The organism is Mycobacterium sp. NGS68 (assembly GCF_059812195.1).
In genome coordinates, this window is the sequence record NZ_JCALCE010000017.1 from 1 (window position 1) to 20,368 (window position 20,368).

At 66.7% G+C, this 20,368-nt stretch carries 17 protein-coding genes, 1 tRNA gene and 1 pseudogene; 7 read left to right on the plus strand and 12 right to left on the minus strand.

Annotation, left to right across the window (positions count from 1 at the left end):
• Positions 1-219: 219 nt before the first annotated feature.
• From AC5Y5V_RS18840 to AC5Y5V_RS18860, 5 genes are all read right to left on the minus strand, one after another.
• Positions 220-1,833, minus strand: coding sequence for a deoxyguanosinetriphosphate triphosphohydrolase family protein (locus AC5Y5V_RS18840; RefSeq protein ID WP_499938366.1), 1,614 nt, complete (start codon positions 1,831-1,833; stop codon positions 220-222).
• A gap of 42 nt (positions 1,834-1,875) precedes the next feature.
• Positions 1,876-2,091 carry a hypothetical protein gene (locus AC5Y5V_RS18845; RefSeq protein ID WP_499938368.1) on the minus strand — a complete coding sequence of 72 codons (216 nt, stop codon included), beginning with the start codon at positions 2,089-2,091 and terminating at the stop codon, positions 1,876-1,878.
• A gap of 474 nt (positions 2,092-2,565) precedes the next feature.
• Positions 2,566-2,642 (minus strand) — tRNA-Met (locus tag AC5Y5V_RS18850).
• Between the two features lie 72 nt (positions 2,643-2,714).
• A complete protein-coding gene (locus AC5Y5V_RS18855) occupies positions 2,715-3,239 on the minus strand; it encodes a cupin domain-containing protein (protein ID WP_499938369.1) in 525 nt (174 codons plus the stop codon).
• Positions 3,240-3,243: 4 nt separating this feature from the next.
• Positions 3,244-3,894: an HD domain-containing protein gene (locus AC5Y5V_RS18860; protein WP_499938370.1), complete on the minus strand. Its 651-nt coding sequence runs from the start codon at positions 3,892-3,894 to the stop codon at positions 3,244-3,246.
• Positions 3,895-4,002: 108 nt separating this feature from the next.
• On the opposite strand from AC5Y5V_RS18860, the gene AC5Y5V_RS18865 reads away from it, so the two are divergent.
• The gene (locus tag AC5Y5V_RS18865; RefSeq protein ID WP_499938372.1) at positions 4,003-4,977 is read left to right on the plus strand and encodes a GlxA family transcriptional regulator; all 975 of its coding nucleotides are present in this window, start codon (positions 4,003-4,005) and stop codon (positions 4,975-4,977) included.
• Positions 4,978-4,995: 18 nt separating this feature from the next.
• Positions 4,996-6,012, plus strand: a pseudogene (locus AC5Y5V_RS18870) (TIGR03617 family F420-dependent LLM class oxidoreductase); the annotation flags it as partial.
• 24 nt (positions 6,013-6,036) lie between these two features.
• Here AC5Y5V_RS18870 and AC5Y5V_RS18875 read toward each other — a convergent pair.
• Complete coding sequence (locus AC5Y5V_RS18875) at positions 6,037-9,012, minus strand: UPF0182 family protein (protein ID WP_499938374.1); 2,976 nt, start codon at positions 9,010-9,012, stop codon at positions 6,037-6,039.
• 89 nt (positions 9,013-9,101) lie between these two features.
• Positions 9,102-10,124: a YlbL family protein gene (locus AC5Y5V_RS18880; RefSeq protein WP_499938376.1), complete on the minus strand. Its 1,023-nt coding sequence runs from the start codon at positions 10,122-10,124 to the stop codon at positions 9,102-9,104.
• 67 nt (positions 10,125-10,191) lie between these two features.
• Between AC5Y5V_RS18880 and AC5Y5V_RS18885 the strand changes: the two genes are divergently transcribed.
• Positions 10,192-11,610: a zinc-dependent metalloprotease gene (locus tag AC5Y5V_RS18885; RefSeq protein WP_499938378.1), complete on the plus strand. Its 1,419-nt coding sequence runs from the start codon at positions 10,192-10,194 to the stop codon at positions 11,608-11,610.
• A 133-nt stretch (positions 11,611-11,743) separates the two neighbouring features.
• Entirely contained in the window at positions 11,744-12,580 is an 837-nt protein-coding gene (locus tag AC5Y5V_RS18890) for a TOMM precursor leader peptide-binding protein (protein WP_499938381.1), read from the plus strand.
• A gap of 18 nt (positions 12,581-12,598) precedes the next feature.
• Here AC5Y5V_RS18890 and AC5Y5V_RS18895 read toward each other — a convergent pair whose 3' ends face one another.
• Positions 12,599-12,772, minus strand: a complete 174-nt coding sequence (locus AC5Y5V_RS18895; protein ID WP_499938385.1) for a hypothetical protein — start codon at positions 12,770-12,772, stop codon at positions 12,599-12,601.
• A gap of 116 nt (positions 12,773-12,888) precedes the next feature.
• Here AC5Y5V_RS18895 and AC5Y5V_RS18900 point away from each other — a divergent pair, with 116 nt between their 5' ends.
• Positions 12,889-14,232, plus strand: a complete 1,344-nt coding sequence (locus tag AC5Y5V_RS18900; protein WP_499938387.1) for a macrolide-binding ATPase MABP-1 — start codon at positions 12,889-12,891, stop codon at positions 14,230-14,232.
• A gap of 164 nt (positions 14,233-14,396) precedes the next feature.
• On the opposite strand, the gene AC5Y5V_RS18905 is transcribed toward AC5Y5V_RS18900, so the two are convergent.
• Both AC5Y5V_RS18905 and AC5Y5V_RS18910 read right to left on the minus strand, forming a co-directional pair.
• On the minus strand, positions 14,397-14,669 hold the full coding sequence (locus AC5Y5V_RS18905; RefSeq protein ID WP_499938389.1) for a WhiB family transcriptional regulator: 273 nt from the start codon (positions 14,667-14,669) through the stop codon (positions 14,397-14,399).
• Positions 14,670-15,067: 398 nt separating this feature from the next.
• On the minus strand, positions 15,068-17,140 hold the full coding sequence (locus AC5Y5V_RS18910; RefSeq protein ID WP_499938603.1) for an ATP-dependent DNA helicase UvrD2: 2,073 nt from the start codon (positions 17,138-17,140) through the stop codon (positions 15,068-15,070).
• Between the two features lie 97 nt (positions 17,141-17,237).
• Between AC5Y5V_RS18910 and mrx1 the strand changes: the two genes are divergently transcribed.
• Positions 17,238-17,492, plus strand: coding sequence for a mycoredoxin Mrx1 (gene mrx1 / locus AC5Y5V_RS18915; protein WP_499938391.1), 255 nt, complete (start codon positions 17,238-17,240; stop codon positions 17,490-17,492).
• Between the two features lie 258 nt (positions 17,493-17,750).
• Positions 17,751-18,302 carry a sensor domain-containing protein gene (locus tag AC5Y5V_RS18920; RefSeq protein ID WP_499938394.1) on the plus strand — a complete coding sequence of 184 codons (552 nt, stop codon included), beginning with the start codon at positions 17,751-17,753 and terminating at the stop codon, positions 18,300-18,302.
• Between the two features lie 3 nt (positions 18,303-18,305).
• Here AC5Y5V_RS18920 and nudC read toward each other — a convergent pair whose 3' ends face one another.
• Both nudC and AC5Y5V_RS18930 read right to left on the minus strand, forming a co-directional pair.
• The gene (gene nudC, locus AC5Y5V_RS18925) at positions 18,306-19,241 is read right to left on the minus strand and encodes an NAD(+) diphosphatase (RefSeq protein WP_499938396.1); all 936 of its coding nucleotides are present in this window, start codon (positions 19,239-19,241) and stop codon (positions 18,306-18,308) included.
• Positions 19,242-19,293: 52 nt separating this feature from the next.
• A complete protein-coding gene (locus AC5Y5V_RS18930; RefSeq protein ID WP_499938399.1) occupies positions 19,294-20,364 on the minus strand; it encodes a potassium channel family protein in 1,071 nt (356 codons plus the stop codon).
• Positions 20,365-20,368: the final 4 nt, after the last annotated feature.

Here is a 20,368-nt window from a genome sequence, read left to right on the forward strand (position 1 = left end):
AGACATGCAGACATGGGGTTTGTCCTAGAGACCTATGCCCACGTGCTCAGCGCAATGACGAACGGCATTCTGCCGAGCAAGCGGCGAGCTCCCTAGTAGACGACGCCTGGTGGGCGACCGGAAATCGGAGTGAATCGCAGTTGCGCTAATGATCTTTCGGTCTCGGATCGCCGAACGTCGATAGAGCCGTTGACCCGATGACCCTCCGGGGCTGTGTTCCTAACCCAAATAGCCGAAGGGATGGTGGACCGAAATACCGCTGAGCTTGCGAAATACCGAACTGCATTCTTCATCGGTAAGGTTGCATATATAGTCAACAAATGCCCGATTGATATTCGGACCCCGCGCAAACTGGCCCTCGCCATAGCCTTGCATCTTCGGATCTTTTGCCAGCGTCTTCGCGATTTCGATGTCAGACAATAAGCGTGCTGGGAGCCGCTTCTGATCATGCTTGTTCCAGTTGAGTACCATCTGGACCAGATCCGTCAGTATGGACTCCTGGCCTCGCTGTAGAAGCGCCATGTCCGGATGTTGTATCACGTAGCGTTTAGTGATGAATTTCAAGAGTTGAACTTCATGCCAAGCGTCAACGGGGAGTCCGATGTGGGGTCCGTCTGCCCAGAGCGGCTTTTCAGAGACCTTGAGCCCAGTCAAAAACTTCTCTACCTGGTTCGACGCCCAAGTGTGTATGGATGCATCTCGAGCCTCTAGCTGGCTCTCTGCGAATATGCTTTCAGTATCGTTAGCCAATCGCTTCGCCGCGTTGCGCAGCTTCTTGTGGTCAAACCAGCCGACGTAGTCGATCTCCAACCTTCTCGCGAGATCCCCCAGCGCTCCATCGTATTTAAAATTATCGAACTTTTCACCTTTCTGGACCCGGTCTTGATAGTCTCCGAATTGCTTTAATTCATTTCGTATGGCCGCGGTATTGAGAATGCCACCCATCAAAAGAAAATCTTCGAGATCATGAATCGAATACGAGATATCATCTGCCATATCCATGATAGACGACTCGAGGGTCTGCGTCTCTTCGCCGAACCCGTCGGGAAGGAAGGATCGCGTGAGTTCTCGGACCTCGTCGTGCTCAGCGTAATAGTTGAACTTGCGCCAGTGCCGACGATAGAGTGCGTCTTCTTTGAATTGCGCCGGAGTCCGTGGGACAGTTAGATCCATCGCTCTGTCATGAGCGACCTTTCCTCTCTTGGTCGCTCGCGGCCATGGATACTTAGCAATGGCCGCCAACGAAGCATATGTCAGATCAAGACCCTGGTATTCAATACTTCGTGAATAACCCGTCAACACTATCCGCAGCGATTGCGCGTTGCCCTCGAAGCCATCGTCGAGGCCCAGGCCGACAGAGGCATCGGATTCGTCTTCTCGTGCGATCCGGTCAAGGATCTCCTCGCCGACGTGCCCAAATGGCGGGTGGCCGATGTCGTGTGCCATGGCGGCAGCGACGCACACGTCAACATCAAGGCCGCCCAACTCACCGATAAGTTCATGTTGCGACTCGTCATTCAGCAGATGCTCGGCAGCACTCCTTGCGACCTGAGCCACCTTCTGCGAGTGGGTGAGACGATTGTGAATCAGCGGCCGGTCACTGAACGGGGTGACCACTTGAGTTACCCCTGCGAGCCGCCGCCATGCGGGCGAGTAGGTGATCCGGTCGACATCGCGCTGCGCCTCGCTCCGAATATCTTTGGCCCTGGCTTCGTCGTCGCGTTCGCGATTGCTTAAACGCTTGCTACGTAACGAGTTTCGGGAGAGAGTCTTACCGTCAATGCCGACATCGCCGACAGCCTCGACAGCCGTTATCCTACGGGCCAACCCCATCGACAGCCCCTGCTGCTATCAGCTCCGCACTCTGGTGCGGGCTTAGGGAGCCATCGAAAGTACGTCGTCCTCGTCGACGACGTACTTGACGTTGCTCAGGGCCGCATCAACCTCGACTGCTTTGAAGTGGCTCTGCTCTGATAGCTTCGCCTGTAGGTCAGCGCGGCGCGTTGGTCCGTCATCCCGAAGCACTTTGGCAATGGCCTTGGTGATCGACTGCACCCGCAGCACGGCCTCGACCGGATGGAGTTGAGCCATTCCGTTGCCTTCCTTTCCCTTTACGAACTGGTAGCCCGATGGGAGCTAATTAAGCCGCTCGTCCCTCCGCGCTGAGGAGCGGGTGCAGAACAGACTCGTCCGACACCACTCGAACGTCTGCGCGCGAGCCATAAGTTCCGCATGCCCTAACCGTAGCGTCTACGACCGACACCGGAACGATCCACGATGGCGTGTCGCCGCCGCAGCCTATGAGGCCAACGAGCCGCGCTGTCATAATCCTCTTTCCGTTGAGAGTGCAGCATAGTCTCACGCCAGATCTCCCGCTCGACTTCGATTTCCGGAGATAGATACGAGCGACTCGATGGCCGAGCGACGGCTGGACGCGGTCATCTCGCCTCGCGGCCGAGCGAGAGGAAGCCTTCAAACTAATCATTACCCTCGCTAATGTTCCCAAAAGTGTTCCCAAAGGGCATGAAAATGGCCCCCAGGCGTGTGCCTGAGGGCCATTTCCGCTGGTAGCGGGGACAGGATTCGAACCTGCGACCTCTGGGTTATGAGCCCAGCGAGCTACCGAGCTGCTCCACCCCGCGTCGGTAAACGCAAGGTTACCCAACGCGCCCGAGTCCCACCAAATCGCGCGGTCAGCGCCTCGTCGGCCGCCATCAGTGGGTCGGCAACTGGAGCCCGTACCGTCGCCTGATGTCGTCCATCCAGTCCGGGGACCCGTACGTCAACCCGTACTTGGCGGCCAGCTCACCGAAGTCGGGAAGCTCGTGCAGGATCTGGCCGGCGGGGTCGTCGGCGTGCTCGGCCAACAGTTCCCCCAATGCGCGGAAATAGTTTTCGAAGCCGCCCGGAGTGATGATCTCGATGATGCGGCCCGGTTCGTTGCCGGCGTTCCACATGGCATGCATCTGACCGCGCGGTTTGGTGATGTAGCCGCCGGGCCCCAGCACCACCTCGCTGTCGTCCGAGCGGAAACCGATCTCGCCGGCGATCACGATCAAGTGCTCGTCCTCCCGGCTGTGCCGGTGCGCCGCGGTGAGCGCACCCACCGCGAACGGATGCTCGACGATCGCCACCTCTCCCCCGTTGTCGCGGCCGTGGAGCTTGAACACCACTCCGAAACCGGGCAGCGGCACGACGTCGCCCTCCCCTGGCCGCACCACGGTGACCTGATGGTTCATGCGACTACTCCGGCCAGCCGTTGTTACGGATGATTTCGACGAAGTCCTCACGCACGAACGTCGGGTCGAAATGCTGCAGCACGTCGGCATTTACGGTGCCGAAGGTGCTGCCCGGCCGGTGCTTCAAGCCGTCGGTAAAAGCCCGCAGGATGCGATTCTTGAAGTCTGGACGCGGGTGAACGGCGGTGACGGCCGACAGCGCTTCGGCCGAAAGGCCTTCGCGACCGATGCCCAGCACGTCAGTCTCGACACCGGCTGTAACCAAGGCGATTTCGGGGTCGAGGAATTCGGGGATCCCTGGGGTGGTGTGCAGGGCGATGCCCAGCCACACCTTGTCCGCGTCCGCCTTCCCGACGCCGTGGGCAACCAGGAACTCGCGCGCTGCGTTGGCGCCGTCGACCTCGAACCGCAGGCTGGAGGTGCGGAAGCGCTCCGTGAGGCCGAGGTCGTGGAACATGGCCCCGACGTAAAGCAGCTCGAGATTGGGTTCCAGGCCGCGGCGCAGGCCCTGCAACGCGCCGAACAGGAACACCCGTCGGGAGTGGTCGAACAGCAGGTCGTCCTCGGCCGCACGGACGAATTCGGTGGTCGCGCGGACGAGTTCGGTATCCGGTACCGCGATGCCTGCGATGGTCTCAATCGCCTGAACGGCCATGATCTGATCTCCTTCTCATTGCTCACTGCAGCCAGTCTGCGCCCGCAGCGGCTATCCGACCGTGTGCAGAACAGCCGTCGATCCCACAAAAAGCGACACAATGGGCGGGTGGTGCCGCCCAACCCAGCTACCCGTTCGGTGGTGATCGTCGTCTTCGACGGCGTGACGATGTTGGACGTTGCGGGCGCGGGTGAGGTCTTCGCCGAAGCCAACCACTTCGGCGCCGACTACCGGGTCAAGATCGCGTCGGTCGACGGGCGCGACGTCACAACGTCTCTGGGGTCCCGGTTAGGCGTCACCGACTCTATGTCGTCAATCGACCACGTCGACACCGTCATTGTCGCGGGCAGCAACGAACTGCCCCGGCGGCCGATTGACCCCGAACTCGTGGAGGCGATCAAATCGGTCTCGACCCGGGCTCGGCGTCTGGCCTCGATTTGCACGGGGTCCTTCATCCTGGCGCAGGCCGGACTGCTCGATGGCCGACGCGCCACCACACATTGGCATGATGTCCGGTTGTTTGCTCGGGCCTTCCCCGCCGTGACCGTCGAGCCGGACGCCATTTTCGTCCGCGACGGCGATCTGTTCACCTCTGCCGGGGTGTCGTCCGGCATCGACCTAGCGCTGGCGTTGGTCGAAATCGATCACGGCACCGAACTCGTCCGCGAAGTGGCGCGGTGGTTGGTGGTGTATCTCAAACGCGCGGGCGGACAGTCGCAGTTCTCCGCCCTGGTGGAGGCCGAGCCCCCGCCCGGCTCACCGCTGCGGGCGGCCACCGAGGCGATCGCTGCGGACCCCGCCGCCGACCACAGCGTGAAAAGGCTTGCAGCCCAGGCCTCCCTGAGCACGCGGCAACTGACGCGGCTGTTTCAGTCCGAATTGCAGACCACGCCGGCCCGCTACGTCGAGATGGTCCGCGTCGACGTGGCACGCGCTGCGCTCGACGCCGGCCGCACGGTCGCCGAGAGCGCCCGGCTGGCGAGTTTCGGCAGCGCGGAGACGCTACGACGGGTTTTCCTCAATCACATCGGCATCAGTCCCAAGGCCTATCGGGACAGGTTTCACACGGCGGCTCGCGCCTGACGCCGGGGGTACTGTTGCGCCGTGCACATCGACGTGATGACGGTCCCCCTGCCCTTGGCCAAGATCGGCGATCTGGCCCGTCGGACCCAGGACGCGGGGTTCTCCGGCATGCTGTTCACCGAGACGGGGCGGACCGCCTATCTCAACGCCGCGGTCGCCTCGCAGGCCGCGCCCGGCCTCGAGTTGTCCACGGGGGTCGCGGTGGCCTTTCCGCGCAGCCCGTTCGTCACGGCCGCCGCGGCGTGGGAGCTGCAGGAAGCGACCGACGGGAAGTTCCGGCTCGGCCTCGGTACCCAGGTGCGCACGCACGTCGTGCGGCGCTACGGCATGGCCTTCGAACGTCCCGGTCCGCGACTGCGCGACTACGTTCGCGCCGTCAAAGCCTGCTTCACCGCCTTCCGGACGGGAAAGCTTGACCACCACGGCGAGTTCTACGACCTCGATTTCATCACCCCGCAGTGGAGCGCCGGGCCCATCGACGCGCCCGATCCCAAAGTCGATGTCGCAGCAGTAAATCCATGGATGCTACGGATGGCGGGCGAGGTGGCGGACGGAGTGCACGTGCACCCGCTCGGCGAGCCCGGTTACATCAGCCGTCACGTCGTGCCGAACGTCGCCGCGGGCGCCGCCAAAGCCGGCCGCTCGCCGTCGGACATCGCCATGATCGTTCCGGTGATGACGATCGTCGGCGACAGCGACGAAGAGCGCGCCCGCGAGCGGGAGTCGGTGCGCGCCAGCATGAGTTTCTACGGCAGCACCCCCAACTACTCGTTCATCTGGGACGAGGCCGGCTTCGAGGGCACGACCGCGCGGATCCGCGAGAAGCAGAAGGCCGGCGACTATGCGGGCATGGCGGCGCAGATCACCGACGAGCACATCGCCCTCTTCGCGACCGAGTCGACGTGGGACGGGCTGGCCGACGCGCTGACCTCAAAGTACGACGGCATCGCGACGCGGCTGGCGCTCTACAACGCCGCGGGCGATCCGGAGCGTTTCGAGCGGTACGGCGAGGTCGCCCGTCGGCTCAGCGGTTAGCTCGCCGGCGAAAAGGACAAGCGGCTACTTGGCGTTGTTGAACTTGTTGATCGCGTCGTCCAACCGCTGCAACGCGGCGCCGTAGGCACCGAAGTCACCCTTCTTCTGCGCGTCCCGCGCCGCGCCGATGGCCGCCTGAATCTCCTGCAGCGCAGCGGCTTTGGCCGGCGATAGGGTGGTCGCCCCGTCGGGAACCGGCGGCACCGCGGACGGCGGCGCGGGCGGTCCCGGACCATTGGCCGGTGGCGCGTTCGGCGGGGCCTTGGGCGGCGCGCCGGCTTCGGTGGGCACGACTCCGGCCGCGGCGGCGGCCGCGCCGGGTCCGAATAGCGCGGTCAGCGCATCGCCGACGGTGGGCCCGTACCCGATCTTGTCGTTGTACATCATCGCCACCCTGATCAGGCGGGGATAGGTGGCCGCATCGCTGCTGCCCGGGGACGCGTACAGCGGTTCCACGTAGAGCAGCCCGCCGTCGGCAACCGGCAGCGTCAGTAAGTTGCCCCATTTGATGCGGGCCTGGTTATCTCGTCCGATCACGCCGAGTTCGCGCAGCACTTCGGGGTCGGTGGTGATCGCGTTATTGGCCAGCTTCGGCCCGTTGACGTTGCCCGGAATGGTGAGCACCGTAATCTTGCCGTACGTCGCGGGATCGCAACTGGCGCTGATGTAGGCGGCCAGGAAGTCCTGGCGGAACCTGTTCATCGCCGTGGTCAGCTGATACGACGGCGAACCGTCGTTCTTGAGAATGTTTTTCGCGACGATGTAGTACGGCGGCTGATAGCTGCTGGCGGTCGGATTCGGGTCCAGCGGCACGTCCCAGAAGTCCGACGAGTTGAAGTACGTCCCCGGGTTGTTCACGTGATACTTGGCCAGCAGCAGCCGCTGCACCTTGAACAGGTCCTCGGGGTAACGCAGATGCTCCGCGAGTTCGGGGGAGATATCGCTCTTCGGCTTGACGGTGCCCGGGAAGACGCGCATCCAGGCTCGCAGCACCGGGTCCTGTTCGTCCTGCTGGTAGAGCGTGACGGTGCCGTCGTAGGCGTCCACCGTGGCCTTGACCGAATTGCGGATGTAGGACACCTGCTTGTCCGGGCCCTGCCGGTTCAGGGCCACCTCCGTGGAGTCGGCCGTCGCCGACGACAGCGGGGTGAGCTCGGAGTACGGGTAGTTGTCCAGCGTGGTGTACCCGTCGAGAATCCAGACCAGCCGCTTGTTGACAATCGCCGGGTACACCGCGGTGTCGGTCGTCAGCCACGGCGCCACCGCCTCCACCCGCTGCGCGGGGTCGCGGTTGAACAACAGCCTGCTGTTGGAGCCGATCACGCTGGAGAACAGGAAGTTCCGCTCGGCGAACTTCACGGCGAAGACGCTGCGTGCCAGCCAGCTGCCGACGGGGACCCCACCGGTGCCGGTGTAGGTGTATCGCGTTGTGCCGGTGTTGGTTTCGTAGTCGTATTCACGGTCGTCGCCGTTGCGTCCGACGATCGCGTAATCGGCGGCAGCACTGGCGATCACCGGGCCGAAATAGATGCGCGGCTGGTCCAGCGGCGCCGGCCCCTCGGACTGCACGGTGCCGTTGGCGCCGACGACATTGACCAGGAACTGGGGGTAACCGCCGTTCTGGTTCGGGTCGTTGGCGATGCCGCGCACGGTGTTGGCCGGCGACGCCACGAATCCGTTGCCATGCGTGTACACGGTGTGCCGGTTGATCCAGTCCCGCTGGTTGAGGATCAACCGGTCCGGGTTCAGTTCGCGGGCGGCGACGACGAAGTCGCGCAGGGCGCCGTTGCGGTCTACGTAGCGGTCGATGGACAGCTGCTCGGGGAAGTAGTAGAAGTTCTTGCCCCGCTGGAACTGGGTGAAGGCCGGGCTGACAATCGTCGGGTCGAGCAACCGGATGTTCGAGGTGGTCGCGCGATCGGCGGCGACCTGCGGGGCGGTGGCCGGCGCGTCGCCAGGGTAGTTGCGGTAGGTCACTACGTCGTCGGTCAGCCCGTACGCCTGGCGCGTCGCGGCGATGCTGCGGCTGATGTATTCGCTCTCCTTGCGCACCGCGTCGGGCTTGGCGATGAGCTGCTCGACGATAAACGGCCAGCCCGCACCCACGATCAGCGACGACAGCAGCAACAACACCAGCCCGATCGCGGGGATCCGCAGGTCCCGCAGCGTGATGGCGGAGAACACCGCGGCCGCGCATATCAGCGCGATCGTCATCAGGATCAGCTTGGCGGGCAGTACCGCGTTGATGTCGGTGTAGCCGGCACCCGTGAAGGGCTTGTTGTTCCGAGTGTGCGACAGCAGTTCGTAGCGGTCCAGCCAATACGCGGCGGCCTTGAGGACCACCAGCGTGCCGACCAGGCTGACCAGTTGGATGCGCGCCGACCGACTCAGCGCGCCGCTGCGCCCGGACAGCCGGATGCCGCCGAAGATGTAGTGCGACAACAGGTTCGCCACCAAAGCCAAAAACGCCGCGACGAACAGGTAGCTGAGCAGCAGTCGGTAGAACGGCAGGTCGAACGCGTAGAAGCCGAGGTCCTTGCCAAACTGCGGATCGCGGATGCCGAAGTCGCCGCCGTGCAGGAACAGCTGGATCCGCACCCAATAACTCTGCGCGATCACCCCGGCGAGCAGGCCGATCGCCGCCGGGATTCCGATGCCCACGAGCCGCAGCCGGGACAGCACGAAGGTGCGGTAGCGCGCCACCGGGTCGTTGTCGTTGCTCGGCACGAAGACCGGCCGGGTGCGGTAGGCCAGCGCCAGACCCGCGAACACGATGCCGCCGACCAGCAGCGCGGTCACCAGGAACACCACCAGCCGCGTCACCAGCACGGTGGTGAACACTGAGCGGTAGCCGAGCTCGCCGAACCACAGCCAGTCGACGTATGTGTCGACCAGTTGCGGGCCAACCAGCAGCAACAGGATCCCGAACAGCACGATCATGATCAGAATCCGGCTGAGCCGACTCAGTTTCGGCATCCGTGCGGTGGGCCGCATCCCCACTGGCTACGCTCCCTGCTGTTCTGAGGCCGGTTGTCTAGAGATTTCTAGACGGTCACAACTCTACGCACCGCCGCGGCGGTCCTTCCCGGTTAGCAACTCGGGGGCTGACCTCCGGAGGTGATCGCGTGCAGCGCGTCCACCGCACCGCTCAGGGTTTCGACCTTCACCAGGCGTAAACCGCTCGGGTTGTCCGACGCCGCCTCGGCGCAGTTCTTCGCCGGCACCAGGAACACGGTGGCACCGGCGCCGCTGGCGGCGACCATCTTGTGGGTGATGCCGCCGATCTGGCCGACCTTGCCGTCGATCGAGATGGTGCCGGTGCCCGCGATGAACATCGACCCGGCCAGGTCACCGGTGGTGAGCTTGTCGACGACGGCGAGGCTGAACATCAGCCCGGCGGACGGTCCGCCGACGTTGGCGAGGTTGAAGTCCACGACGAACGGCGCCCACGGCGCGTCCAGCACCGAGACACCGAGGAAGCCGTAGTCGCGGTCCTTGTTCGTGCCCAGCGTGATCTGCGCGACGCCGGCCGGCTCGTTCTTGCGGCGGTAATCGATCGTCACGACCTGACCGGGCTTGGTTTTCTTCAGCAGCGCGGTGAACTGCTCGACGGTGGGCACCGGGGTGCCGTCGACCATGTCGATGGCGTCCCCGGTCTTGAGCTTGCCCGCCGACGGACCGGAGTCGGCCAGCTTGGCGACGGTCACCGCCGACGGGAACTTCAGGTAGCCCAGGGCGGCGTAGGCGGCGCTGTCCTCGGAGTTCTTGAAATCGGCGTTGTTGGTCTTGTCGACCTCTTCGCGGGATTTTCCGGGCGGATAGATGAGGTCACGCGGGACCAGCTGTTCGGTGCCCGAAAGCCACAGGGTCAGGGCTTCGCCGAGGGTCAGGTCGTCGCGCTGGGACACCGTCGTCATGTTCAGGTGACCCGAGGTCGGATGCGTCTGGGTGCCTTCGATGTGAACTACCTGCTTGCCGTCGACCTCGCCGAGCGTGTCGAAGGTGGGACCCGGACCCAGCGACACGAACGGCACCGTCACCACCGCCAGCAGGACGCCGAACACCACAATCGGCACCAGCGCGACCATCAAGGTCAGAATCCGCCTGTTCACGCCGCTAACCATAGACGGCGGTGTTCAGCTACGAGCATGACGTGAGATAGCGCTTTATCTGCGGCCCTTGAGTACCGTTGACGTCATGGCTAACCCGCCTTTCGGCTTCTCCTCCGGAGACGACTCCGAAAAAGACGAGCCGGGGCGCGAAGAACGCGGGAAGAAAAATCCCGATTCCGGCTCGGGCGCGCAGGACCCACTGGCCGCATTCGGCATGAGTGGGGACTTCGGCATGGGCGACCTGGGGCAGATCTTCACCCAGCTGGGCCAGATGTTCAGCAACGCCGGCAACGTGATGTCCGGGGGGCAGGGCTCGGGGCCGGTCAACTACGACCTGGCGCGACGGGTCGCCACCAGCTCGATCGGCTTCGTCGCGCCCATCCCGGCCACGACGAACTCGGCGATCAGGGACGCGGTGCACCTCGCCGAGACGTGGCTGGACGGGGCCACGGCGCTGCCGGCCGGCACGACCACGGCCGTCGGCTGGAGCCCCAGCGACTGGGTCGACAACACGCTGGAGACCTGGAAGCGGCTGTGCGACCCGATGGCCGAGCAGATCTCGACGGTGTGGGCGTCGTCGCTGCCCGAGGAAGCCAAGAGCATGGCCGGCCCGCTGTTGTCGATGATGTCGCAGATGGGCGGCATGGCCTTCGGCTCGCAGCTGGGCCAGGCGCTGGCGCGGTTGTCGCGCGAGGTGCTGACGTCGACCGAGATCGGCCTGCCGCTGGGCCCCAAGGGGGTGGCGGCCATCCTGCCGGACGCGGTCGAGTCGTTCGCGTCCGGGCTCGAGCGGCCGCGCAGCGAGGTCGTGACGTTCCTGGCGGCCCGCGAGGCCGCGCATCATCGGCTGTTCAGCCATGTGCCCTGGCTGACCAGTCAGTTGCTGGGCGCCGTGGAGGCCTACGCCCGCGGCATGAAGATCGACATGACGGGCATCGAGGAGCTGGCGCGCGACTTCAACCCCGCGTCGCTGTCCGATCCGGCGGCCATCGAACAGCTGCTGGGTCAGGGAGTGTTCGAACCCAAGGCCACGCCGGCGCAGACGCAGGCGCTGGAACGGCTTGAGACGCTGCTCGCCCTGATCGAGGGGTGGGTGCAGGTGGTGGTCGCCGCCGCGCTGGGCGACCGGATCCCCGGCGCGTCGGCCCTCAGCGAGACGTTGCGGCGGCGTCGGGCCAGCGGCGGTCCGGCCGAGCAGACGTTCGCGACGCTGGTCGGCCTGGAGCTGCGGCCGCGCAAGTTGCGCGAGGCCGCCGCGCTGTGGGAGCGGCTGACGCAGGCCGTCGGCGCCGACGCCCGCGACGCCGTCTGGCAACACCCGGACCTGCTTCCTGCCGCGGACGATCTCGACGAGCCGGCCGCGTTTATCGACCGGATCATCGGCGGCGACACCAGCGGCATCGACCAGGCCCTTTCCGACTTGGAAGCCCAACTCGAGCGGGACAAGCGCGACGAGCCCGACTCCGGCGGGGCGACGGATCACTGAGCCGCGCTTGTTGCTAGCGGTTGCAGACGTCCCGGTGGCACGCCGCGCGGTTGCTTAAGCGCGGCCCAGCTCCCGACGGGGCTGTGGACAACGGGCAGCGTGTCCCGGGCCCGCCGTGGCACAGTCTCGATTCATGCCGCGGCCTTCGCTGTATGCCCTGGACCCGGCGATGCCGGTGCTGCTGCGGCCCGACGGTGCCGTGCAGGTGGGCTGGGATCCCCGCCGCGCCGTGCTGGTTCGGCCACCGGGCGGCCTGTCCGCGGCGGAATTAGCCACGCTGCTGCGGTCCATGCGTTCGCCGATCGCGATCGCCGAATTGCAGCGTCGCGTCGGCGGCCTGCCGGACGCTGCCGGCCTGGTCGGGCAGCTCGTCGGCGCCGGGGTGGCAACGCCCGCAGACCCGGCGCGGGGCCGCGCGGCGTCGATCCGGGTGCACGGCCGCGGGCCGCTGTCGGACCTGCTCGTGGAGGCGCTGCGCTGCTCCGGCGCGCGGATCGCGCACACCAGCCAGCCGCATGCCGCCGTGTCGCCGACTGCTGATCTGGTGGTGTTGACCGATTACCTCGTCGCCGACCCGCGCATGGTCCGCGACCTGCATCACCAGGGCATCGCGCACCTGCCGGTCCGGGTGCGCGACGGCACCGGGCTGGTGGGGCCGCTGGTGATCCCCGGCGAGACAAGCTGTTTGGGCTGCGCGGATCTGCATCGCAGCGATCGCGACGCCGCGTGGCCGGCCATCGCCGCGCAGCTGCGCGACACGGTCGGGGTGGCCGACCGCGCGACCATGCTGGCGACGGCGGCGCTGGCCCTGAGCCAGGTGAATCGGGTGATCGCCGCGGTCCGCGGCCAGAAACCGGTGCCCGACCCCGGGCCGCCGCCGTCGCTGAATGCCACGCTGGAGTTCGACCTCAATGCCGGCTCCATCGTCGCGCGCCGGTGGACCAAGCACCCGCTGTGCACGTTGTGCTGACGTGCGCGCATCCGGGGGTCAGCCCAGGCGTCCCTGTTCCGGCACGGCGGTGGCGATCGACGAGTAGGCCCGGGCCAGGTCGTCCAGGACCGTCTCGGTCAGGGTGCCCTCTTTGCGGTGTCGGTCCAGCGTCTCGATGATGGCCCGGAACAGAGCCTCGGCGGCGTCGTGTTGCGTTTGCTTGGCTGACATGGGTTTGTGGTACCAGGCTCCGATTGCCGAGCAGACGCAAAAGCACCCGACACGCCGCGCGCGGAGGGGCTTTTACGTCTGCTCGCCGTATTAGGGGGCGTTCCGCACGGGCCGTCATGGATGATGGTTGTGTGTCAGAGATCAAACGTGGCCGTGCCGCGCGCAACGCGAAGCTGGCGAGCATCCCGGTCGGCATGGCCGGCCGCGCGGCCCTGGGCTTCGGAAAGCGGCTGACCGGCAAGTCGAAAGACGAGGTCAACGCCGAGCTGATGGAGAAGGCCGCCAACCAGCTGTTCACCGTCCTGGGTGAGCTCAAGGGCGGCGCGATGAAGGTCGGCCAGGCGCTGTCGGTGATGGAAGCGGCGATTCCCGAGCAGTTCGGCGAGCCCTACCGGGAGGCGCTGACCAAGCTGCAGAAGGACGCCCCGCCGCTGCCCGCCGCCAGAGTGCACCGCGTGCTCGACGCGCAGCTGGGCACCAAGTGGCGGGACCGGTTCACGTCGTTCGACGACAAGCCGGTGGCCTCGGCCAGCATCGGCCAAGTGCACAAAGCGGTGTGGTCCGACGGTCGCGAGGTGGCCGTCAAGATCCAGTACCCCGGCGCCGACGAGGCCCTGCGGGCCGACCTCAAGACGATGCAGCGGATGGTCGGCGTGGTCAAGCAGCTCTCCCCCGGCGCCGACGTGCAGGGCATCGTCGACGAGCTGATCGAACGCACCGAGATGGAGCTCGACTACCGGCTGGAGGCCGACAACCAGCGCGCCTTCGCCAAGGCCTACGAGGGCCACCCGCATTTCGCGGTGCCGCACGTGGTGGCCAGCGCCCCCAAGGTGGTGATCCAGGAGTGGATCGACGGCGTGCCGATGGCCGAAATCATCCGCAACGGCACCACCGAGCAGCGTGACCTGATCGGGTTTAGGCTGCTGGAGCTGACGTTCGACGCGCCGCGCCGGCTGGAGATGCTGCACGGCGACGCCCACCCGGGAAACTTCATGCTGCTGCCCGACGACCGGATGGGCGTCATCGACTTCGGCGCGGTGGCACCGCTGCCCGGCGGCTACCCGATCGAGCTCGGCATGACGATCCGGCTGGCCCGCGACAAGAACTACGACCTGCTGCTGCCGACCATGGAGAAGGCCGGGCTGATCCAGCAGGGCCAGCAGGTCTCGGTGCGCGACATCGACGAGATGCTGCGCCAGTACGTCCAGCCCGTCGAGGTCGAGGTGTTCCACTACACCCGCAAATGGCTGCAGCGCATGACCGTGGGCCAGATCGACCGCTCGGTGACGCAGATCAAGACGGCGCGACAGATGGACCTGCCGCCCAAGCTGATCATTCCGATGCGGGTCATCGCCTCGGTGGCCGCAATCCTGTGCCAGCTGGATGCGCACGTGCCGATCAAGCGGCTTTCCGAAGACCTGATTCCCGGTTTCGCCGAGCCCGATACCGCTGTCGTCTAGTTGGGTCTAGGCCTAGCGACTAGTCGCGTCGCTTGTCCGCGAGGGCGCGCAGATGTCCGGCGACACGCCGCGGTGACCGGCATTACGTGCACTTTCGCGTCGGCGCCGAAAATCGCAGTGGCGTCACGTACGCGGCGATCACCGCGGGGCCGGGGCCCAGGCGCTCAGGCGGCCACCTCCGCGCCCTTGCGGGGACGCCCACGCGGGCGCTTGCGGCTGACGACCGCGCCGCGCTCGAAGATCTCCCCACCCCAGACGCCCCAGGGCTCGGCGCGGTCCAGCGCCGCGGCCAGGCACTGGCGCCGGACCGGGCAGTCCGCGCAGAGCGTCTTGGCCCGCTCCAGGTCGGCCGGGGTTTCGGCGAACCACAGGTCGGGATCGCCGACATGACACGGCAACGCTGGCAGCGTCGGTCTAGGGACGGTCAGTGTTGACATGTTCTCGTCCACCTCTTCCTGGTCTGTGTCTGTCCTTCTGCGATCCGGACCAGGTGGGAGGCTTGCTTCCCAAAAGACTTGGCCACGGATCCTGATGACGTCGGGTCCGTGGCCATTCGGCGAATTTCGGGTCAGCTCGTTATGGGTGACCCCGATCCACGGACGCTTCAGTCGCGGCGGCGACGCGGTGCTTACCCGCGGCCGCCCAGGCGGCGCTGCGGGGGGCATGGAAGGTTCCCACCGCGAGCACTGCGGCAGCCACGCCTACACCGGACGCTTTCGTATTCAACGCGTTGATCATCGTGGCCACCCTCCTCTCAGGCACCAACCAATAAAGGCCGTTTCCGAGGGTAAACGCTACCGGCCGTCACTGACAACCGATTTTCTGACCTGCGGGTTTAGCGCGCCTGGCGAACCAGATCGAGCACGTCGGCCCCGTACTGCTCGAGCTTGCGGGCGCCGATGCCCGGGATCGCGATCAGGGCGGCCTCGTCTGCGGGCAGCATTTCGGCGATCGCGATCAGCGTGTTATCGCTGAAGATGATGTAGGGCGGCATCTTCTGCTCCCTGGCCAGCTCCAGCCGCCAGGCCTTGAGCTGCAGCAACAGCTCCTCGTTGACGTCACCCGCACAGGTCTCACAGCGGCGCAGCATGACGGCGGCCGGCGTGCTGAGCGGTTCGTTGCAGACCCGGCAGCGCGACGGGGTGCCCTTGCTGCGCCGGGATTTCGCGGGCGCCAGGGTCGACTGGGTTTGTGGCGCAATGCCGTTGAGAAACCGCGACGGCTTGCGGCTCTGCCGCCCGCCCGGGGTCCTTGCCAATGCCCAGCTGAGCGCCAGATGCACCCGGGCCCGTGTGGTTCCGACGTAGAGCAGCCGACGCTCCTCTTCGACCTGCTCGCTGTCGGGGCCGTGGGCCAGGGCGTGCGAGATGGGAAGTGTGCCGTCGGCCAGGCCAACCAGGAACACCGCATCCCACTCCAGCCCTTTGGCGGCGTGCAGCGAGGCCAGCGTGACCCCCTGCACCACCGGTGGGTGCCGCGCGTCGGCGCGCAACCGGAGCTCCGCCACGAGTGCGGGCAGCTCCAGCTGGGGGCGCTGGGCGACCTCGTCGTCGACCAGTTCGGCCAGCGCGGCCAGTGCCTCCCAACGCTCGCGGGCCTTGGCGCCCACCGGCGGCTCCGTCGTCAACCCGAGGGGTTCGAGGATATTGCGAACGATCTCCGGCAGCGGGCCCTCGGCGCCCCGTTCGGCCGCGCGGGTCAACGCCAGCAGCGCCTGCTTGATCTCCTGACGGTTGAAAAACCCCTCGCCGCCGCGGACCTGGTAGGCGATGCCGGCCTCCGTCAGCGCCTCCTCGTACACCTCGGACTGCGCGTTGACCCGGTACAGGATCGCGATTTCGGAAGGCGCGGTGCCCGATTCGAGCAGGCGGGCGATCGATTTGGCCACCGCCGCGGCCTCGGCCGGTTCGTCGGGATGCTCCTGAAACGACGGGGCAGGCCCGGGCGGACGCTGGCCCACCAACCTCAACTTGCTGCCCGCGACGCGACCCCGTGCGGCGTCGATCACCTGGTTGGCCAACGACACCACCTGCGGCGTGGACCGGTAGTCGCGTTCCAGCCGCACCACCGTGGCGTCCGGGAACCGCCGCGAGAAGTCCAGCAGGAAGCGCGGTGAGGCGCCGGTGAACGAGTAGATGGTCTGGTTGGCGTCACCGACGACCGTCAGGTCGTCCCGGTCGCCCAGCCAGGCGGAAAGCACCCGCTGCTGCAGCGGGGTGACGTCCTGGTACTCGTCGACGACGAAGCAGCGGTAGCGGCCACGGAACTCGTCGGCGACACCGGCGTCATTCTCGATGGCGGCGGCGGTGTGCAGCAGCAGGTCGTCGAAGTCGAGCAGGGTGACGGTCTCGTCACGGACCTTGAGCGCCTCGTACGCGGCGTAGACGGTGGCGATCTTGTCGGCGTCCATCGGGGTGTCGCGACCGCCGGCGGCGACGGCGTCGACGTACTGTTCGGGGCCAATCAGCGACGCCTTGGCCCACTCGATCTCACCGGCGAGGTCGCGGACGTCGTCGGTGCTGGTGTTGAGCCTGCTCCGGCTGGCCGCGCGGGCGACGACGGCGAACTTGGTATCCAGCAGCTCCCATCGCGTGTCCCCGATCACCCGCGGCCAGAAGTAGCGCAGCTGGCGCAGCGCGGCGGCGTGAAACGTCAACGCCTGCACCGACCCCGCGTCCAGCGCCCGCAACCGGGAACGCATCTCCCCCGCCGCACGCTGGGTGAACGTCACCGCCAGCACCTGACCGGCCGCGACGTGACCGCTGGCGACGAGCTGGGCGATGCGGTGCGTGATCGTGCGGGTCTTGCCCGTTCCGGCGCCCGCGAGCACGCAGACCGGCCCGCGCGGAGCCAGCACGGCCTCGCGCTGCTCCGCGTCCAGCCCGGCGGTCAAGCTGTCGGTGACCATCGGAGGCATGGGTTCCATAGTGTCAGGCGCCCCCGACAACCGGGATGCGGCGCCAATCTTCGCGGAATGCATTGTCGGGGCGTTACGTTAACGGGCTATGACCAATGCTGCGCTCACTATTTACACAACGTCGTGGTGTGGCTACTGCCATCGACTCAAGACCGTCCTCAAGGCCAACGGGATCGCCTACGACGAGGTCGACATCGAGGCGGACCCGGCGGCGGCCGAGTTCGTCGGCTCCGTCAACGGGGGCAACCGGACCGTTCCGACCGTGAAGTTTGCCGACGGGTCAACACTGACCAACCCCAACGCCGGCGAGGTCAAGGCGAAGCTGGCCGAGGTCGCCGGGTAGGCGCGGCGGCACCGCCCACAGGGCAAACTCTTACGCACGCTTGCGCGGGAATGCCCCGCGGCAGCCTTAGGATGTTGGCTAACAGGCACGTCCGACCGATCGCGGACGCCGGTCCGCAGAAAACGGCTAATCACGATGACGCCAGCAGGCTCGACTGGTCACACCCTGAGCCGCCGAGCGGGCCGCTTTGCCAAGGTCGTCCTCGCCTGCACCGCCGTGATCGCAGCGTCGTCGTGCTCGCACGGGAAGAATTCGGCGATGCCCTCGAACACGGCGCCGCCGGGCGTGGACTCGTTCATCGTCAGCGTCGAAGATGTCCGCAAGATCGCCAACGCCGAGGACCTCACCCTGCACCCCCACGCGGATTTGCATAAGCCGCCCCCCGGAGACCAGAACGCCCCGGGACCGTGCCGGGCCGTCGGCCACAGCGATCTGACCTTCGGAACCGGCTGGACCGAGTTTCGCAGCGCGGGCTACAACGGCGTGACCGACGACATCGAGCCGGGCGGGGTCGCACTGGTCAACTCGGTCACGCAGGCGGTGGCCCGCTACCCGGACTCCAGCGCCGCGCGCGGCGCGTTCCATCAGCTGGAGCTGACGCTGCAGGCGTGCGCCAACCTGAAGGACCCCAATTACACCTTCAACCTGGACAAGGCGGATTCCGCGACGCTGCGGATCAGCGCCGAGGACTGGAGCCACCTGTATCGCGAACGGTCCGGGGTGCTGATCTCGGTCGGCGTGGTGGGTCTGCAATCGGCCGAGCAGATCGCGACGACCGTCATTCAGATGATCACGGATCGCGTCAAATAACGCTCAATCCAGTTCGGCCCAGGATTCGATGATCACGCGGGCTATCGAAATCGAGCCGGGCAGAAGCAGTTTCGACCCGGAAGCGCTGGTCCAGTCGCCGGCGTCGAGCGCGGCGCGCACCTCGGCGCGGGTGAACCACGCCGCCTCGGCGATCTCGCCGTCGTTAAACGAGAATTCCTGGTCCGGGTCGGCCACGGCGTGGAAGCCGACCATCAGCGAGCGCGGGAACGGCCACGGCTGGCTGCCCAGGTAGCGCACATCGCGGACATCAAGGCCGATTTCCTCCCGGATCTCGCGGGCGACGCACACTTCGAACGACTCGCCGGCCTCGACGAACCCGGCCAGCAGCGAGAACATCCGCTCCGGCCACACCGTCTGGCGGGCCAGCACCGCGCGGTCGCCGCCGTCGTGCACCAGGCAGATCACCGCCGGGTCGATGCGTGGGAACTCTTCGTGACCGCTGATCGGGTCGACCCGGGACCAGCCGCCGCGGGCAATCTTCGTCGGCGCGCCGTTCGACGGGCTGAACCTGGCGTGGTCATGCCAGTTCAGCAGCGCGGTGGCCGACGACACGAGCTGGCTGCTGGTGTCGTCGAAGATCTTGCCGAGGCTGCGCAGGTTCACCACCTCGGCTTCGACGTCGGGCGGCGCTTCGAGGGCGCCCCGGATCGCCCACACGTGCCGGCCGCCCTCGATGCGGCCCAGGAACACCGCGTCCGGCGGCGGCTTGGCGCCCAGCGCCGCGGCCTCGCCGAGCACCACCCGGCCGTTTGCGACGAGCACCTGACTGCGCGAATCGACCCGCAGCAGCGCCGCTTCCGACCATCCCGCGGTGGCCGCCTCGACGTCGGTGCGCAGCTGATCCGCGCGGTCCGCGCCCACGCGGGAGAGCAACGGCACGCTGCGCAGCTGAAAATCGACGCCGAGCTCGCGGGCCACTAGTGCTGCCCCCCGAGCCGTGCGCCCGGCTCCGCCGCGCTTGCGATCGCCATCAGTGCCCCGCGTTTCGGATGTAGAGCAGTCGATCGGTGGCCTCGATGGCGTCCACCTCCGGCGCGCCGATGCGCAGCAGGTGGCCGTCGCGGACCACGCCGAGCACGATGTCGCGCAGATGCCGCGGGGAGCCGCCGACCTCGCTCTGCTCCACCTCGCGTTCGGCGATGGCGAGCCCTTCGTCCGGCGTCAGCAGGTCCTCGATCATCTCCACGACGCTGGGCGTGGTGGTGGCCAGGCCGAGCAGCCGGCCGGCGGTCTCGGAGGACACCACGACGGAGTTCGCGCCCGACTGCTGCAGCAGGTGCTGGTTTTCGGCTTCCCGGATCGCCGCCACGATCTTGGCCTTCGGCGCGAGCTCGCGCGCGGTCAGCGTGACCAGGACGGCGGTGTCGTCGCGGCTGGCGGCGACGATCACCGAGGCCGCGTGCTGGACGCTGGCCAGCCGCAGTACATCGGACTTGGTGGCGTCGCCGTGCACGGTGACCAGGTCGGCGGCCGCGGCGCGGTCCAGCACGGCACGGTCGGTGTCGACGACGACGATGTCGCCCGGGGCCACGTCGTCGCTGAGCATCGCGCGGATGGCCGTTTTGCCCTTGGTCCCGTAGCCGATGACGACGGTGTGGTTGCGCACCCTGTTCCTCCAACGCTGGATCTTCAGTGCCTGCCGGGATGTTTCCGTGACGACCTCGAGCGTGGTCCCGACCAGCAGGATCAGGAACGCGATGCGCAGCGGCGTGATGATCAAGACGTTCGTCGCGCGCGCGAATTCCGAGATGGGGGTGATGTCGCCGTAGCCGGTCGTCGACAGGGTCACCGCGGAGTAATAGAGGCAGTCCAGGAACGACAGCCGGTCCCCCTGGGCGTCGTGGTATCCGTCGCGGTCCAGGTACACGGTGACGGCGCCGAGCATCAGCGCCGCGAGGGCGATGGCCACCCGGCGGGTGATGATCCGGGCCGGACTGGCATGCCCCTGGGGAATGCGCAGCACGCCGACCAGCGCGTAACTGGGCTGGGCGGTCAGCCTCTCGTCGAGACGCCGCAGCCGCCGCCAGCTACCTTTCGCCACGCAA

What these genes read in the sequence shown, in the direction of transcription:
- AC5Y5V_RS18890 (WP_499938381.1), top strand. Translation starts at nt 11,744, where the DNA reads ATGCCGCGGCCTTCGCTGTATGCCCTGGACCCGGCGATGCCGGTGCTG.
- AC5Y5V_RS18855 (WP_499938369.1), bottom strand. Translation starts at nt 3,239, where the DNA reads ATGAACCATCAGGTCACCGTGGTGCGGCCAGGGGAGGGCGACGTCGTG.
- AC5Y5V_RS18905 (WP_499938389.1), bottom strand. Translation starts at nt 14,669, where the DNA reads ATGTCAACACTGACCGTCCCTAGACCGACGCTGCCAGCGTTGCCGTGT.
- AC5Y5V_RS18895 (WP_499938385.1), bottom strand. Translation starts at nt 12,772, where the DNA reads ATGTCAGCCAAGCAAACGCAACACGACGCCGCCGAGGCTCTGTTCCGG.
- AC5Y5V_RS18900 (WP_499938387.1), top strand. Translation starts at nt 12,889, where the DNA reads ATGGATGATGGTTGTGTGTCAGAGATCAAACGTGGCCGTGCCGCGCGC.
- AC5Y5V_RS18920 (WP_499938394.1), top strand. Translation starts at nt 17,751, where the DNA reads ATGCCCTCGAACACGGCGCCGCCGGGCGTGGACTCGTTCATCGTCAGC.
- AC5Y5V_RS18845 (WP_499938368.1), bottom strand. Translation starts at nt 2,091, where the DNA reads ATGGCTCAACTCCATCCGGTCGAGGCCGTGCTGCGGGTGCAGTCGATC.
- AC5Y5V_RS18860 (WP_499938370.1), bottom strand. Translation starts at nt 3,894, where the DNA reads ATGGCCGTTCAGGCGATTGAGACCATCGCAGGCATCGCGGTACCGGAT.
- mrx1 (WP_499938391.1), top strand. Translation starts at nt 17,238, where the DNA reads ATGACCAATGCTGCGCTCACTATTTACACAACGTCGTGGTGTGGCTAC.
- AC5Y5V_RS18840 (WP_499938366.1), bottom strand. Translation starts at nt 1,833, where the DNA reads ATGGGGTTGGCCCGTAGGATAACGGCTGTCGAGGCTGTCGGCGATGTC.
- AC5Y5V_RS18910 (WP_499938603.1), bottom strand. Translation starts at nt 17,140, where the DNA reads ATGGTCACCGACAGCTTGACCGCCGGGCTGGACGCGGAGCAGCGCGAG.